Annotated in this window: 17 protein-coding genes and 1 tRNA gene; 11 read left to right on the forward strand and 7 right to left on the reverse strand. The window is 58.9% G+C overall.

Features of this window, described 5'->3' with window-relative positions; translation table 11 throughout:
- Positions 1-3: 3 nt before the first annotated feature.
- Genes rpe through fmt form a run of 3 tightly spaced genes read right to left on the reverse strand, consistent with a single transcriptional unit; the run spans position 4 to position 3,070 of the window.
- A complete protein-coding gene (gene rpe, locus P0111_16365; protein ID MDF0645606.1) occupies positions 4-684 on the reverse strand; it encodes a ribulose-phosphate 3-epimerase in 681 nt (226 codons plus the stop codon).
- Positions 681-2,111, reverse strand: coding sequence for a 16S rRNA (cytosine(967)-C(5))-methyltransferase RsmB (gene rsmB, locus P0111_16370; GenBank protein ID MDF0645607.1), 1,431 nt, complete (start codon positions 2,109-2,111; stop codon positions 681-683). Before rsmB ends, rpe begins: the two co-directional genes overlap by 4 nt.
- Before the next feature lie 2 nt (positions 2,112-2,113).
- Positions 2,114-3,070 (reverse strand): methionyl-tRNA formyltransferase, encoded by a 957-nt coding sequence (gene fmt, locus P0111_16375; protein ID MDF0645608.1) that lies wholly within the window; start codon positions 3,068-3,070, stop codon positions 2,114-2,116.
- Between the two features lie 88 nt (positions 3,071-3,158).
- Here fmt and P0111_16380 point away from each other — a divergent pair.
- The 5 genes from P0111_16380 to P0111_16400 all read left to right on the forward strand — a co-directional run bounded on the left by P0111_16380 (position 3,159) and on the right by P0111_16400 (position 6,795).
- Positions 3,159-3,235: transfer RNA gene (locus P0111_16380), tRNA-Met, on the forward strand.
- Positions 3,236-3,405: 170 nt separating this feature from the next.
- On the forward strand, positions 3,406-4,437 hold the full coding sequence (locus P0111_16385; protein MDF0645609.1) for a kelch repeat-containing protein: 1,032 nt from the start codon (positions 3,406-3,408) through the stop codon (positions 4,435-4,437).
- A 138-nt stretch (positions 4,438-4,575) separates the two neighbouring features.
- Positions 4,576-4,773: a hypothetical protein gene (locus P0111_16390; GenBank protein MDF0645610.1), complete on the forward strand. Its 198-nt coding sequence runs from the start codon at positions 4,576-4,578 to the stop codon at positions 4,771-4,773.
- Positions 4,774-4,979: 206 nt separating this feature from the next.
- The gene (locus tag P0111_16395; GenBank protein MDF0645611.1) at positions 4,980-5,318 is read left to right on the forward strand and encodes a PilZ domain-containing protein; all 339 of its coding nucleotides are present in this window, start codon (positions 4,980-4,982) and stop codon (positions 5,316-5,318) included.
- 547 nt (positions 5,319-5,865) lie between these two features.
- On the forward strand, positions 5,866-6,795 hold the full coding sequence (locus tag P0111_16400) for a GGDEF domain-containing response regulator (protein MDF0645612.1): 930 nt from the start codon (positions 5,866-5,868) through the stop codon (positions 6,793-6,795).
- A gap of 18 nt (positions 6,796-6,813) precedes the next feature.
- Here the strand turns inward: P0111_16400 and P0111_16405 are convergent, their stop codons facing one another.
- Positions 6,814-7,626: a right-handed parallel beta-helix repeat-containing protein gene (locus P0111_16405; GenBank protein ID MDF0645613.1), complete on the reverse strand. Its 813-nt coding sequence runs from the start codon at positions 7,624-7,626 to the stop codon at positions 6,814-6,816.
- 333 nt (positions 7,627-7,959) lie between these two features.
- Here P0111_16405 and ybgF point away from each other — a divergent pair, with 333 nt between their 5' ends.
- A complete protein-coding gene (gene ybgF, locus P0111_16410; protein MDF0645614.1) occupies positions 7,960-8,466 on the forward strand; it encodes a tol-pal system protein YbgF in 507 nt (168 codons plus the stop codon).
- A 42-nt stretch (positions 8,467-8,508) separates the two neighbouring features.
- Here ybgF and P0111_16415 read toward each other — a convergent pair whose 3' ends face one another.
- The gene (locus P0111_16415; GenBank protein ID MDF0645615.1) at positions 8,509-9,012 is read right to left on the reverse strand and encodes a DUF2726 domain-containing protein; all 504 of its coding nucleotides are present in this window, start codon (positions 9,010-9,012) and stop codon (positions 8,509-8,511) included.
- A 13-nt stretch (positions 9,013-9,025) separates the two neighbouring features.
- Entirely contained in the window at positions 9,026-10,192 is a 1,167-nt protein-coding gene (locus P0111_16420) for an anhydro-N-acetylmuramic acid kinase (GenBank protein MDF0645616.1), read from the reverse strand.
- 147 nt (positions 10,193-10,339) lie between these two features.
- On the opposite strand from P0111_16420, the gene P0111_16425 reads away from it, so the two are divergent.
- The 4 genes from P0111_16425 (at position 10,340) to P0111_16440 (ending at position 13,749) form a co-directional block, all read left to right on the forward strand.
- Positions 10,340-11,281 carry a metal ABC transporter substrate-binding protein gene (locus tag P0111_16425; protein MDF0645617.1) on the forward strand — a complete coding sequence of 314 codons (942 nt, stop codon included), beginning with the start codon at positions 10,340-10,342 and terminating at the stop codon, positions 11,279-11,281.
- A 42-nt stretch (positions 11,282-11,323) separates the two neighbouring features.
- Complete coding sequence (locus P0111_16430) at positions 11,324-12,130, forward strand: metal ABC transporter ATP-binding protein (protein MDF0645618.1); 807 nt, start codon at positions 11,324-11,326, stop codon at positions 12,128-12,130.
- Between the two features lie 9 nt (positions 12,131-12,139).
- Positions 12,140-12,994, forward strand: coding sequence for a metal ABC transporter permease (locus P0111_16435; GenBank protein MDF0645619.1), 855 nt, complete (start codon positions 12,140-12,142; stop codon positions 12,992-12,994).
- A 104-nt stretch (positions 12,995-13,098) separates the two neighbouring features.
- Positions 13,099-13,749: an outer membrane beta-barrel protein gene (locus P0111_16440; protein ID MDF0645620.1), complete on the forward strand. Its 651-nt coding sequence runs from the start codon at positions 13,099-13,101 to the stop codon at positions 13,747-13,749.
- Between the two features lie 57 nt (positions 13,750-13,806).
- On the opposite strand, the gene P0111_16445 is transcribed toward P0111_16440, so the two are convergent.
- Positions 13,807-14,238: a GNAT family N-acetyltransferase gene (locus tag P0111_16445; protein ID MDF0645621.1), complete on the reverse strand. Its 432-nt coding sequence runs from the start codon at positions 14,236-14,238 to the stop codon at positions 13,807-13,809.
- Between the two features lie 60 nt (positions 14,239-14,298).
- Between P0111_16445 and P0111_16450 the strand changes: the two genes are divergently transcribed.
- Entirely contained in the window at positions 14,299-14,478 is a 180-nt protein-coding gene (locus P0111_16450; protein MDF0645622.1) for a hypothetical protein, read from the forward strand.
- The last annotated feature ends 55 nt before the right edge of the window (positions 14,479-14,533 follow it).

The raw sequence follows: 14,533 nt of genomic DNA on the forward strand, positions 1-14,533 counted from the left end.
GGCCTATCGATGGGATGAGGCCGGCTGCTCGGCGGCTCGCAATGCCGCGATGGTGGCGCCGTAGTCCAGGCTGGAGAAGACTGCCGAGCCTGCCACCAGCACCTCCGCGCCGGCAGCCAGAATGCGGCCGGCGTTGTCCACTTTGATGCCGCCGTCGACTTCCAGGAGGGCCTGGCTTCCGGCATGATCCAGCATTTGCCTGGCGTTCGCGACCTTCTGGAGACAGGAGTCGATGAATTTCTGCCCGCCGAAACCCGGATTGACCGACATGATGAGAACTAAATCCACATCCGGAAGAATTTCATCCAGCGTGCGCAGCGAGGTCGCAGGGTTCAAGGTCACCCCGGCCTTGACTCCGTGCTCTTTGATCAGCTGGACAGTCCGGTGGAGATGAGGACAGGCCTCCACATGCACGGTCAGGTAGTCGGCCCCCGCGGCGGCAAACTCCGGGATGAAGGCATCCGGGTTCGTAATCATCAGATGAACATCCAGCGGCAGCTTGGTCACTTTTTTCAGGGATGCCACGATCGGGGGGCCGACGGTCAAATTGGGAACGAAGTGGCCGTCCATGACGTCCACATGCAGAAAATCCGCACCTCCGCGCTCTACGGCGGCGACTTCCTCCGCTAGTCGCGCAAAGTCAGCCGACAGAATCGAGGGAGCGATACGGACAGGTCTGGTCATGAATCTCGTTTCCTGAGGCGCGAGGCATAGAAGACATCCATCGCGTACCGGTTATTCTCCGTGGTCAGGTCTCCCTGACTGGTCAGGAAATCCTGCGCCTCGCCTGACAGCCACGGAGCAAGGGACTCGCGATGGAAGTCCGCATGAGAATTGAGGAATCTCGCGATAACGTCTTCCGTCTCTTCCGGCTCAGTCGAGCAGGTACTATAGACCAGCGCACCGCCGGGTCGCAAGGTGGCACTGAGGGCATCGAGGATCTCCAGCTGTAGCTTTTGATAGCGGACGAGCGCAGCGCTGTGCTTCCGCCACTTCGCCTCAGGGTGCCGGCGCAAGACTCCGAATCCGCTGCAGGGAGCATCGACAAGGATACGATCGAACAGGTCATGTCGGACTTCGGCGCGAGCAAGCGGAGTTGAGGCCGCACGTTGCCATCCATCCCTGTATCGAGCGTCGCCGGTAATCGGCCTGACACTCCGCAATCCGAGTCTCGCGCAATTGGCAGCGACGACGTCGAGCCTCGTTCCGTGCTTATCGAGGGCCAAGATGGTCCCTCGATCTCCAATCAATTCGGCCAAATGAGTCGTCTTTCCTCCCGGCGCCGCACAGGCATCAAGGATCGACTCACCTGAACTCGCGCCGAGAAGGGGAGGGATGAGCTGGGCTGCTTCGTCTTCGACATAGAAGCAGCCTTCCGAAAATCCCGGGAGAGACGTGATGGGCCCGCGCGACTCGACCGTGATACCCAGCGGGCTCACGCTGGTCGGGGAGGCCGATACCCCGCTTCGTCGAAGCCGCTCAAGAAGGTCATCACGCGTCGACTTGAGCCGATTAACCCTGATCGTCACGGGTGGAATAGTGACGGAGTGGGCGCAGGCAGCCTCGGCCGCGTCAGACCCGAGCCGATGGATCCATCGACGGCTCAGCCATTCTGGAACGGAATAACGCACGGAGAGCGAGTGGACGGGATCGTCCGCCATGGAAGGCCAGGGCGCAACGGGATTTCGAAGCAGGGCGCGGAGAACGGCGTTGACGAAGCCGCTCCAATCCCTTCCCAGGACCGGAACATTGACTTTGGCCAGCCGGACCGACTCGTTGACCGCCGCCGAGTGAGGGATGCGATCGAGAGAGAGGAGCTGATAGGCAGCCATTCGGAGAAGCATCTGAATCAGCCGCGGTAGCTTCTGCATCGACTTGTCGAGAACCGGCTCCAATCTCCAGTCGATCGTTCCTTGATGTCTGAGCACGCCGTAGACGAGTTCCACCGTTAGGGCCCGTTCTCGCGCATCATGGCCTATCGGCGCGCAGGCCCGCTCCAGAATCCCATCGACGGGATCGTCCGACTGTGTCGATTCCACCAATACGGCTAATGCGGTCGATCGTGCGGAGGGCCTGTGCGCGAGGGGAGCAGGTCTGGAATCGGCGGGCATGTCTAGGAACCGGGGCTAACCGGTGACGGAGGCCCCAAACGCAAACCTGGTTGGATCGCATGACCCGCGAGATACTGCGGCACCGCCATCCGCCGGCTGTTGGCGACCTGAAGCTCGGTGACCGCCAGCAGCCCCTCGCCGGTCGCAATGCGAAGCGCTTGCTTCGACACGTTGACGATCGTGCCCGGCGCTGCAGACGTCGGTTCGCCGGATGCCACCGCGTTCCAAAGAACCCAGCGATCGTCGCGCACGAACGTGTACGCGCCGGGCCAGGGGGTTAACCCGCGAATCCTGTTGACCAGCGCGCGGGCGGAGAGGTTCCAATCGACAAGTCCATCTTCTTTCTTCAGCATCGGAGCGAGCGTCGCCTGGCTATCGTTTTGCCGCCTCGCAGTGAGCGTTCCGGCTTTCACGCGTTTCAACGTCTCGATGAGCAGCCGTCCGCCTAGTGCGGCCATGCGGACAGACAGGCTCCCGGCCGTGTCCTGCGGCTCGATGACCATACGTTCCTGCAGCAGGATCGCTCCGGTGTCCATGCCCTCATCCATCAACATCGTCGTGATACCGGTTTCGGTTTCACCGTTGATGACCGCCCATTGAATCGGAGCTGCCCCGCGATACCGCGGCAGCAGCGAGCCGTGTACGTTCACACAGCCGCTCCGGGGAAGGGAAAGAATCGATGGAGGAAGGATTCGGCCGAACGCCGCCACGACGATGATGTCGGAACTCCATCCGCGCAAGGCGGCCAACAAGTCAGGATCCTTCATCTTGACCGGCTGCAACATGGGGATCCGTCGGCGCAAGGCAAGATCCTTCACGGGAGAGAACGCCAATGTCTGTCCACGGCCCTTTGGTCGATCTGGTTGCGTGACCACTCCGACGACTTCATCGTCGGAATTCAGGAGCGCTTCCAGAGAAGGAACGGCAAAATCCGGTGTACCCATGAAAATGACGCGCATGCTCCCGCTTTAGCACCTGCTTCCTGAGAATGCAACCGGCACTCGGCCATTGCTTGACTTGCCGTTCGACGCTTTGTTAGATTCCGCGCGCGGGGTGGAGCAGCCTGGTAGCTCGTTGGGCTCATAACCCAAAGGTCGAAGGTTCAAATCCTTCCCCCGCAACCACCCATCAGATAGCTCCCCTCAATTATCTCCTCAAGACTTCTGCACCATTCCAAACCGACGGTGCCTGCTAGATCCGGCCCCACATGCCTTTTCGCTCTGAATGGGTTGATTCTGTGACTGGTATCAGCCAGAGTTAGACTCCCGTGCCCAAAGAGGATCCAGCTTCGGCCATGCTTATCTTCGATGTCTGGCTCGTCTCCCGAGCGTCCAGGCACTGGGTGGTCATCACTGTAATCCTGTTCACATTCGTGCACTGGGCAATTGCCCGAGGATCGATCCAGGCTTCTGGACACTGGGAAACCCTTGCGCCGGCTACAATCAAACGAACAGAGGTGGCTGCCGCCGCCGTCGGAGACAAAATTTACCTCGTCGGTGGATTTCGCGATCTGGATTGGATGGAGACCATTCTGAGTCGTTTCTTCAACCGACCCGGTATTCTCAGCACTGATGCCGTTGAGGAGTACGACACCACGCTTGACCGTTGGAGATTGAGAGCGCCGCTTCCCATACCCGTTCACCATGCAAGCGCGGCAAGTGTGGCCAATCAACTGTATGTCGTTGGCGGCCTCATACAATGGCCTCCTGGTCGGAGCGCAAGAGTGTTCGCATACGACCCTACAACCAATTCATGGTCCGAACGAGCGCCGATGCCGACTCCTCGTGGAGCCTTGGGCCTCGCTGAGCTTAACGGTAAGCTGTATGCCATCGGCGGGATCGGCGCGAACGGCAATTCAGCGGCAGTGGAGATGTATGATCCCGTGGCCGATACATGGATGGCGAGGGCAGCACTTCCCACTCCTCGTGACCATTTGGCGGTAACCGTTTCTCATCAAAAACTCTATGCCATCGGGGGACGATTGGGCGGTGACTTCAATCGAAACGTCACAAGCGTCGAGGCCTACGATCCGATAACCGATCGTTGGGAGACAGTGGCCCATCTACCCACTCCGCGAAGTGGGATTGGAGCAGGGACGATTGACGGCATCATCTATACCGTCGGTGGTGAAAGCAGTGAAACGACTTTTAATCTCAACCATGCTTATCTCCCTGCAACCAATAAATGGGAAAGAAGGGCTCCGCTTCCCACAAGCCGCCACGGACTTGGTGTGGTCTCCCTTCATGGTCGACTGTACGTTCTGAGCGGTGGTCCATCCCCCGGCGCAACTTATACCAATGTCAATGAAGTATTCATTCCGGCTTAGGAGTCTGTCCGACAGTGAGAAACCAACCTAAATCCCCCGTATCAGGACGGGATTTGTCGGAAATGAGCGATCTCGTAGGACGCTACATTCATCGATGCTATAGTCTGGTCGTATTTCGCGCAGTTGGAAGGAAGTCCGATGCACTATGTTCGAATAGGGAAACGGGCTCTCAATCTCGACAGCATCGCCTATTGCGAAGTGCAAGCATGGCAGGATGAGATGAGCGTGAAGATCTATTTCAGCGGATCCGCCAACAATACACCGTTGGTGTTCGGAGAGGGCGAGGCCAAAGAATTATGGAAATATTTGGAGTATATAGCGGAAAAGCCTGTTTAACCTCCCTAGTTCTACTCATCCACTGAGATCGACGCGTACTCCGCGCGCCCAGCAAGCCTGCGAGACACTCCCGAAGTTCCGCTCCTCCCTCCTTTTGTAGGGCAGACAGACAGCCGGATCTCTGATTATTGTTCTCTGTAACCGCACCTTAGCGGCGATATGGCGGGACGACGGTAAGCGCTGAGGGAAATGTGGATGATTCCATCATGAAGCTCCGCTACTGTACCAGGGTAGATACCCGTCTTCCTGTTGTGTTTGCCGGTGAGTCGTTTGTCGGGGAAGGGACCGTGTTGAACCTCTCCGTTCCTGGATGCGCGATTACCAGCAAGAAGGTTGTCCGTTCTGGCTCATACCTCGAACTCAAGGTCCTGCTTCCCGACCAGACACCTCCCCTGTCGGTGGGCCTGGCGAGAGTCCGCTGGTGCCAGGGGCGGTACTTCGGCGTGGAGTTTATTTGTATGCCGGGTCAGGATCAGGTACGGCTTGGGCGTTTGATTCGGAACCCCGTTTTCGGAAAGTCCGGCTCATCGGTCGTTGCTCAGTAGTCCAATTTCCCACCGATATCTGCTACAATCGGCGTATGCGGTCGATACGTTTTCTTTCCTACACGTTCTGTCTCTTGACTCTGAGTCTCGCCGGTTGTGCGGAGCCATTTACCGTCTTCCATAGTCAGACAGGCGAGCCGATTTTGCTCGGTAGAAGATCCTTTTCGTACGAAGGGTGCCTCTCTACGATGCAGCAAGAGGCTGACCGGCTTGGAGTCACCTTCCGCTACGTCTACGTCCGGGGGTCGACATTCGGGCGGTCGCTCCTGTGGCCCTTCGAGCCTGGGTACGCTTGTGAGGCGGCGGTGGGTCCTGAGCAGGCCCCGACCGGTTCCTATCAGAACGTCCCTCCACTCTCCCCTCAGGGCTAATCGCGTCCATCGGCCTGCGTCCTCGTGCGGGACTTGTCTCCTATACATCTCTGATTCGCCCACAGAGTTATTGGCAACATTCCTGCTTTTTGTTCCTCAGCGTTCCCCGCTTGGCTATAATCAGACCGGGGAATCATGTGCATCTCTGCGATGTTACCGACATGAGCTAACCAACGATGATCGCCGTTCTTCTGATAGAGGACAACGATGTCGACGCCCAGTTTACCCAGGATCTGCTGGCTGAGTGGAGTATAGAGGAGTTCCGCATCACCCACGTCAAAACCCTGGCGGACGGGTTGGCGCTCATCGGTCACACCCGCTTTGACGCCATTCTTCTTGACCTTTCCCTTCCCGACGCTTTTGGATTGCCGACCGTTCGGCAGGTGCACACAACCAACCCTGCAATCCCGCTGGTCGTACTCAGCGGCGTCAGCGACCAGGCGCTGGCGCTGCAAGCAGTGCAACAAGGAGCCCAGGATTATCTGGTCAAGGGACAGGGCCATCCGGAACTTCTCGCCAGAGCGGTCCGCTACGCGATCGAACGCAAGCGCACGGAAGAGCGCTTGACCTATCTAGCCCAGTACGATCACCTCACCGGTCTCGTCAACCGGAGCCTGTTTCGCGATCGCATGATTCAAGCGATGGCCCGCAGCAAACGCCTTCAGCAACCCGTCGGGCTCATGCTGCTCGATCTCGACCGCTTCAAGGCCGTAAACGACACATTAGGCCACGACATCGGAGATGAGTTGTTGAAGGCGGTATCGGAACGATTGAAAAGCTGCGTCCGTGAGGTCGATACGGTGGCCCGCATGGGAGGAGATGAATTTACGGTCATTCTGGAAGGTGTGCCGTCGGAAGCCAGCATCGTCGTCGTGGCCAAGCGGATCGCCGAATCGATCTCCACGGCCTTTGAATTGAAGGGGCATAGCGTGTCGATCGGCGTCAGTATCGGAATCACGGTCTATCCCCACGACGATCAAGGGATAGACGAACTGCTCAAGCATGCGGATGAGGCGATGTATCGGGCGAAGCAGCAAGGAGGCAGCGGCTTCCATTTTCACGAGGCTTCGGGCTACCGCACGCAATCCGCTCATGCCGGTTCCTGATCATCTCTTCGCGCCGTCTCATCGCCCGATCTCGGAGAGCGGCGTGTCCGTGACGAATATCGCACCTCGTGGATTGGGTATCAGCGTGTTGGACCGTTCGAGTGCGTCCCGATCCGGAGACGTCCTGCAGTCAGGCGTCATCACCAAGCCCCAGTGGAGATTGTCCGTACAGCAGTTGTCCACCAGGAGCGCTTTGGCGTGATGGAAAAGCAGGAGGCCGCTCAGCATATTTTCTCGACACTGATTTCTGACCAGCTCCGGATAACTGCCTTCGTCCCGAACCGCAATGCCGAAATGATGATTGCCACGGCAGACATTCTCGGCCAATCGAGGCTGTGCCCCGGCAAATACGAACAAGCCGGACTCACGATTGCCGCAGAACTCGTTGCCCACGAACGTCGGCCGGGCTTCAGGCCCGTAGATGACGACGCCTGAAAGAATGCCCTCCAGGGCACGACACTGTGTCACCGTACAGGTGGAATCGAGAAGGTTCATCGCGGAATGTTGATCGCTCCCGATATAGCGAAAGCTGATCCCGCTGATTCTTCCGCTCGGTACCTGCTGCAGATACAAGGGGGCGCCACGGCGGGAGAAGATATGAACGAGGTCTCGACCGGCGCCGATGAGGGTAATCGGTCGCGACGCCACGAAGATCTTGTCCTCATAAGTTCCCGAACGGACGAAGACCTGGTCGTTCGCCTCCGCCTCGGCAAGCGCCGCACTCGGTCTCGGATAGGCCTTGGCATCCTGTCCGTCCACCACCAGCGTTCTTCCCCCGAGCGGATTCGGGGGAATCTCCTGCTTGCCCTGATCCTCCTGCTCGGTCTTCATTCGCGTCCTACCGCTCGATCGTTCAGGCACAATCAACGGTCCCGGGAGGTCTCTCTCTCCAATCGTCGGTCACGCCAATATTGGTGACAGGCACACGACAGCGCCGGTGATGAGGAACTGCGGGCTCATGTTTGTCAAGCCGCGGGTTCGCCCAGCCAGACTCGTACAATTCTGTTGGCTCCCCCGGAGGTGGGGGAAACCTCTACGCTCCGAATCCCCGCATTGACGAGGTCTTACGCCGCTCTCTTGTAACTACTGCCGCCGACAACTGGCATGACGATTGCGATGTCTCGTGATCCCTAGAGCCATTGTGACTCACTTCGGAGGATGGCAATGACCCCCCACAGACTCAGAATTGTTGCAGTATTCGGCGTGCTCCTGTCGTTGTGTTTCAGCCCAGTCTTGACCTCCGCCGCTCCGGGGCAAGTCCAGGATACATCGCGTCATCTGTATGATCGGGTGATGGAGGAATTCAAGCATCGTGATTACGAGGCGGCCTTGGCCGGCTTTCGCTTATTCCTCGAACTTCATGGCCAAACGGCGCTCGCTGCCAATGCACAATACTGGGTCGGGGAGTGTCAGTATAGAATGGGCCGCTACAAGGACGCCTTGGCATCGTTCTACAACGTTGTGTCCTATTATCCCCTCAGCCCAAAACTGTCCGCATCGACCCTGAAAATCGGCCAGACCTACAGCAGGCTCAAGGACTATGAGAAAGCGCGGATCATGTACGAGCGCGTGCTCGATGAATATCCGGACAGCCCGGAAGCCGAGGCGGCGAGAAAGGCGCTCGAGGTGGACCAGTCACGAATCGAAGCGACGACGATGGCGCCTGAATAGAGGCCGCATTCGTTATGACGACCTCAGACACATCGCGTACGCTCACTCGCCGCCGATGCCCAACATATCTCCCAGCTGCTGGACGGAGTAGAATCGATCCATCTCGAGAACAACCAGATTGATTCCCGCCGCTTGAACGATTCTCCGGATGTCCTGCCGTTTTTCCGCTTCGCGTGGGTCCGATTGCTGATCACTTTCGACCTGGACGACATGTTCGACCAGCCGCGATCCTGGATGAATCAGCACGAAATCCAAATTCTTGAGCGCCAGGCGGCGCAGCATCTGAACTCGCCCCGTTGCTCCGGCTTGCACCCGTACAACGCACATCAGCGGAACGCGAGCCAGCACGATGTACCGATCCTGCGCGGCCATCCGGAGCAGATTATAGAGCTGCAGGTCTTTGTCGCTGAGCGGAGGCTGCGGCTCCAAGATCACGCCGGTCGGGAGCGCGAGCGCTTCCGTGTGGGTCGGTTTCCTGCGGACCGTGAACCGCCACATGGCGTAGATACCTATGGCCAGACCACTCCAGAAGAATACATGATCCATCCTACCGGCTCACTTATTTGAACAGTCGAGCCCACCGTGGGCCGGCCGGAACGATCGCCCCCAGAATAACCGGATGCGCGGCTCCCGTCACCGCCGGAAGATTTCCCCACTGTCCCTTGGCCGTTCGATAGGCCAAGACGGCGAATGCGACCGCCTCAAAGGCTTTGCTGTCCCATCCCAATGCATCGAACGTGGTCACCGGTACGGGAGCGAATACGGCGGACAATTGAGCCATGATCGCCCGATTGCGAACCCCGCCTCCTCCGACCACGACTTCGTCGATCCGTCCCCTGATCCAGCGACGCGACGTTCCGACGGCTTTGGCCGTCCACGCACTGCATGTCGCGAGGAGATCGTCCAAGGACAGCTTCTGCGGCCCCGCGAGCAGTTCTTCGGCCAACGTCACCCCGAATTCCTCTCTCCCGGTCGACTTCGGAGGCGGTTGAGACAGAAAGGGATGAGCCAACAGCTTGCTCAACAGCCTGCCGTCTGCTTTCCCGCGCAGCGCCATCTTCCCATCCCGATCCATAGCAAGACGGCCGTTCGTCGTACGAGCCACGAGGTTGTCGAGCACCATGTTTGCGGGACCGGTGTCGAACGCCACAACCCCTTCCTCCGTATAATCCGGAGGAATATACGTCACATTGCTGATGCCACCGAGGTTCACCACAAGCCTCGCGCGACGGGGGTGTCGGAGAAGGAGGGCATGAACCACAGGGGTGAGGGGAGCGCCTTGACCGCCGGCCGCGACATCTCGAGCCCGAAAATTCGCAATCGTGGTAATCCCCGTTCGCTCGGCGATGACCGCCGGCTCGGCGATCTGCAGCGTTGACCGGATGGCGCCTACACCAGGCGCCTGAATGCCGTGTGGAAGGTGATGGACGGTTTGGCCGTGTGATCCGATCAGCGCAACGTCGGAGGGACGAAGCTTGGCCACCCGAATAATCTGCAAGGCTGCATCGGCAAACCATTCGCCCAACAGGGCATTCAGGTGACAAATTTCTCCGACTGTTCCCGATACCGACGCGGTGAGGATCCGTTGCTGAAGCGTTCGCGGATAGGCGAGTGTTTCTGTGCCAAGCGTCTTCACTTGAAGCGATCGCTTTCGCCCTGTGATTTCAACCAATGCCGCATCGACTCCGTCGCCCGAGGTCCCGGACATCAGTCCAATCACCTTCATGACTCTCATCCTCCGCTGGTCAAGGTGTCGTTGAGCGCCGCTACGCTAATGGAACTCTCGTCCGCGGTCAAGCCGCCGGTGCGTCAATCGGGCGAGTGGGCTGGTCGCGTTGACATCGTCTGGTCCCGATGTTACGGTCGCCCCCCCATGCCCCAGCGTCTCTTGCGATCGAGCCGGTGCGTCCTGCTGCTCGTGCTACAGCTTCTGTGCTGCGTGATCATTCCCGCCAACGCGCTGGCCGCCGGTCCGCGTGAGGCTCTGAACATCGTCGTCACCATCCCCGTGCTCAAGGACTTCGTCGAGCAGGTCGGAGGGCCGCATGTCTCGGTGACCTCACTGTTGAAGGGGTATGAGAACGAACATACCTATTCGCCGAAACCAAGCGACCTCATCGCCGTACGCAAAGCCCGCCTCTTCTTTCAAGTTGGGATCGGACTGGAGATATGGGTATCCCCTCTTGTGAAGAATGCCGGAGGCCCTTCCCTGCGTGTCGTCACCACCTCCACCGGGATAGGGCTGATCGGCGATGCCCACATCCCGGAGGACGACCATGCACGCGAGGAGCCGACGGTCGGAGGGAATCCGCACGTGTGGCTGGATCCGACCAATGCGGCCACGATGATCCGACACGTCACCGAAGCGCTGATACAGTCCGACCCGGACCATGCGGACGACTATCGCCGAAATCAGGCAGCCTATCTCACCCGCCTCGACCGACTGCAGACGGAACTGAGTGGAAGGGTCAAGGATTTGTCCGACCGGAAGTTCGTGGCGCACCACCCGGCCTGGCCCTATCTGGCCAGGCGATTCCGGTTCGATATCGTCGGGACGATTCAATTGCAGTCGGGAGGCGAGCCGAGTGCGCGTCATATCCAAGAGCTGATTCAGACGATGAAACAGCACAAGGTCAAAGTCGTGGTCTCCGAAATTCAACTGAGTCAGAAATTTCCCGAACTCCTGGCAAAGGAGACCGGCGCCCGCGTTGTGGTGCTGACGACCCTTCCGGGCGGATTGCCTCGAACGGAAACCTATCTCGACATGTTGCGCTACAATGTGCTCCAATTGGTCAATGCTCTCGAAGCCGCTTGACCAGACGTTCTTGCTGTCGCAACCCGCCCCGGAGACGTGAGCGTGTCACTCCGTTCACAGGCCGTCATTCCACAGGCCATCATTCGCTTCGACCATGCCACATTCCAGTTTCCGGGCGTCGTGGCGCTCGAGGACATTTCGCTGGATATCCACGAAGGGGATTTCATCGGGGTCATCGGCCCGAACGGATCCGGCAAGACGACCCTGTGCCGGGCGGTGTTAGGTCTGCTGCCGCCGATCTCCGGACATCTCCGAATTTTCGACTGCGCCTGCGACAAGTTGCGTTGTCACCATCGGGCCAGAATCGGCTACCTGCCTCAGAAGGGAGTGGTGGATCGAAACTTTCCGGTGACGGTTCTCGAAACCGTCATGATGGGACGATACGGGGCCCTCGGTTTGTTTGCGCGTCCGACAAGTCGAGACCGGGACATCGCGGTCGATGCCCTGGCGCATGTCGGAATGGATGCGCATCGCGACACGGCGTTGGGACAGCTGTCAGGCGGACAGCAGCAGCGGGTCTTCATTGCACGAGCGCTCGCGCAGCAGCCGAAGGTCTTGTTGCTGGACGAACCGACGACGGGGCTCGATATTCCCACTCAGCACAGCGTCATCGATCTCGTGCAGAAGCTTCATGAGGAGCTCGGACTCACCGTGCTCCTGATTACACACGACATCAATATGATCCGTTCTCGAGTGGATCGATTGGTGTTGTTGAAAACCCGCTTGTTCGCCTCCGGCCCTCCCGCCGAGGTATTGAAGCCCGACATCCTGCGTCAGGTCTATGGGAAGGACGTGGTCATCACCGCACACGATACCATCCTCGTCGAGGACTACCACCACCACCACTGAGACCGGGCCATGCTAGAACTCTTTGCCTACGATTTCATGCAGCGTTCGGTGCTGGCGGCGGCCTTGGTCGGGGGCCTGTGCTCCGTCGTGGGCGTGTTCGTCGTCCTGCGTGGGCTGGCGTTCGTCGGAGCCGGGACCGCTCACGCCGCATTTGCCGGCGTCGCGCTCGGCTATTTGACCGGATGGTCGCCGTTGGCGCTGGCCGTGCTGTTCGGCTTGACGACCGTGTGGATCACCGGCTGGGTCGAGGAACACGGCCGCATGAAACTGGACGTGTCGATCGGCATTCTCTATACCGCCACGATGGCGCTGGCGATTCTGTTCATCGGACTGATGAAGACATACAATGCGGAGGTGTACGGCTATCTCTTCGGAAACGTCCTGTCCGTCACCAACGATGAACTGCGCACGATCATGTGGCTCGGCATCTTCATCATCGGCCTGATGCTGCTGTTTTCCAAAGAGCTGTACTTCATCGCGTTCGATCAAGAAATGGCCGAGGCATCCGGCGTGCCGGCCCGTCGCATTTTTTTCCTGTTGCTGAGTCTGATCGCCCTCACCGTCGTCGTCTCACTCAAGACGGTCGGCGCGATTTTGGTGTTTGCCATGATCTTGATTCCCGCGTCGACGGCGTATCAGCTGACGCACAGCCTGTCCACCTTGACTTGGTACTCGCTATTCATAGGCATGACCACGGCCGTGTGCGGGGTGTTGATCTCGGCCTTGTGGGATGTCCCCTCCGGTCCCGCCATCGTTCTCTTGTCCACAAGCCTCTTTTTCCTGTCCATTCTGTTCTCCCCCAAAAGGCGTCGCTCGACCGGAGCGCCGTCGATGAGCTTCTCCCAGCCAATTGACCGTCACTGAGGGACGAGAGGGACCTGTACCTGCTGAATTCTCGGTTTGCCATGAGCGGGGAAAGGCATTAAATTAGGCCCTTCGTGTACCTGGCGCGCATCCAAGGAGGACCTATGAACGAGATAAGTAGGCGTCGGCACCTTGCAGGAGCACTGTGCGCAGGTCTGCTGATCTTCTGCATTGCAGCCGGTGCCGCATCGGCGGAAGAGTGGAAGACGGAAGAGGGAGGGATCGCCCCAGGAACCTTCATGTTGGGGATGCGGGCGGGTTTTGCTCCGGTCACCCAACAGGTGAGCGCCAACACCTCGACCGATGTCGGATCGCTCCTCAACTTCCAGGCGATGTATAGCCTCAACAGATGGTTTTTAGTCGGCCTGATGTTGGAATGGGAGCGGCACGGGATGGATCTCGAACGACCTGGTGTCGACTTGGGACACCAAGACACCGTCTCGGTCATGCCGACGGTCGAACTTCGTCCGGTGCGCTGGGGTCCGATCACTCCCTATATCAACATGGGTCTGGGCGTGAACGTCAACAGCTTCGGAGAGAGTAGTTCGATCCGAGGGACGACCATTTCTCCCAGCAACACCTTGGCCTGGCGGCTCGGTTGGGGCGCGGACTGGCTCCTGACGAAACAGTTCGCGCTCAATGCCGAAATGGCCTACAAGCGGAACGACGGACACGTAACCATCAATAACGTGAGAGACAACGATTGGAACTACTCGTCCTTCGGATTTCTGTTCGGGGTGAAGCTGTTCTTCTGAACCGGAGAGCGGGGAGCAGGGGCCGGAAAGGGCGCCTTCGAGCGAGGGTCTATCGCGTCATTCCTGTTTAGCCTGCTTCGATCGACTCCAGACCATCCCGGTCTGTTCCTTGGCGCTGAATCCCAGCTTTTGATAGAAGGCCGGGCGCCTCGTGCACAGCCAGAAGAGTTCGACTCGACGCAGCCGAGGATGCTGAAGGATGCGCTGAACGATCTCCGTCCCGATCCCTTGCTTCTGGTAGGTCTTGTCGACGATCACATCCCATATCGTCGCTCGGTAGACGAAGTCGGACAAGACTCGCCCAAAGCCCACCAGATGCTCACCATCCCACGCACTGACGATGAGGTCCGTGTGCCGCAACATGTCCCTGGCATCCTCGAGGGTCCGATCTTTGGCCCAGGGTGCTTGGTGGAAGAGCCCGAGGAGCTGTGCCGCCTGAAGATCCTTCTTGTCGGAAAAAACCAGGGCGGTCTTGAGGGCAGAAGGCATCTTGTACTAAAGTATCTCCCCGCGGGTGAGTCGAAACGGGGCTAGTGTACGAGGAAACTCATGGCAACGCAAGTCCGCAGCTGTCCGAAATGTTTCCAGTTGATGTGGTTGAAGCAGGACGAGTACGAGCTGCTCGACGAACAGACGATCCGCGCGAAGTGTCCGCACTGCGGTTCCCTGGTTCGATTCAAACTGATCTCAGAGGGGGCCAATGCGACGGGGCCGAAGATGGGGCATTAATCCAAGCGCGACCCGTTCTTGAACCCCAACCACCCTTCCGATAGATCTCAGCGCT

It is taken from the genome of Nitrospira sp. (assembly GCA_029194535.1).
Taxonomy (GTDB): Bacteria; Nitrospirota; Nitrospiria; order Nitrospirales; family Nitrospiraceae; genus Nitrospira_C.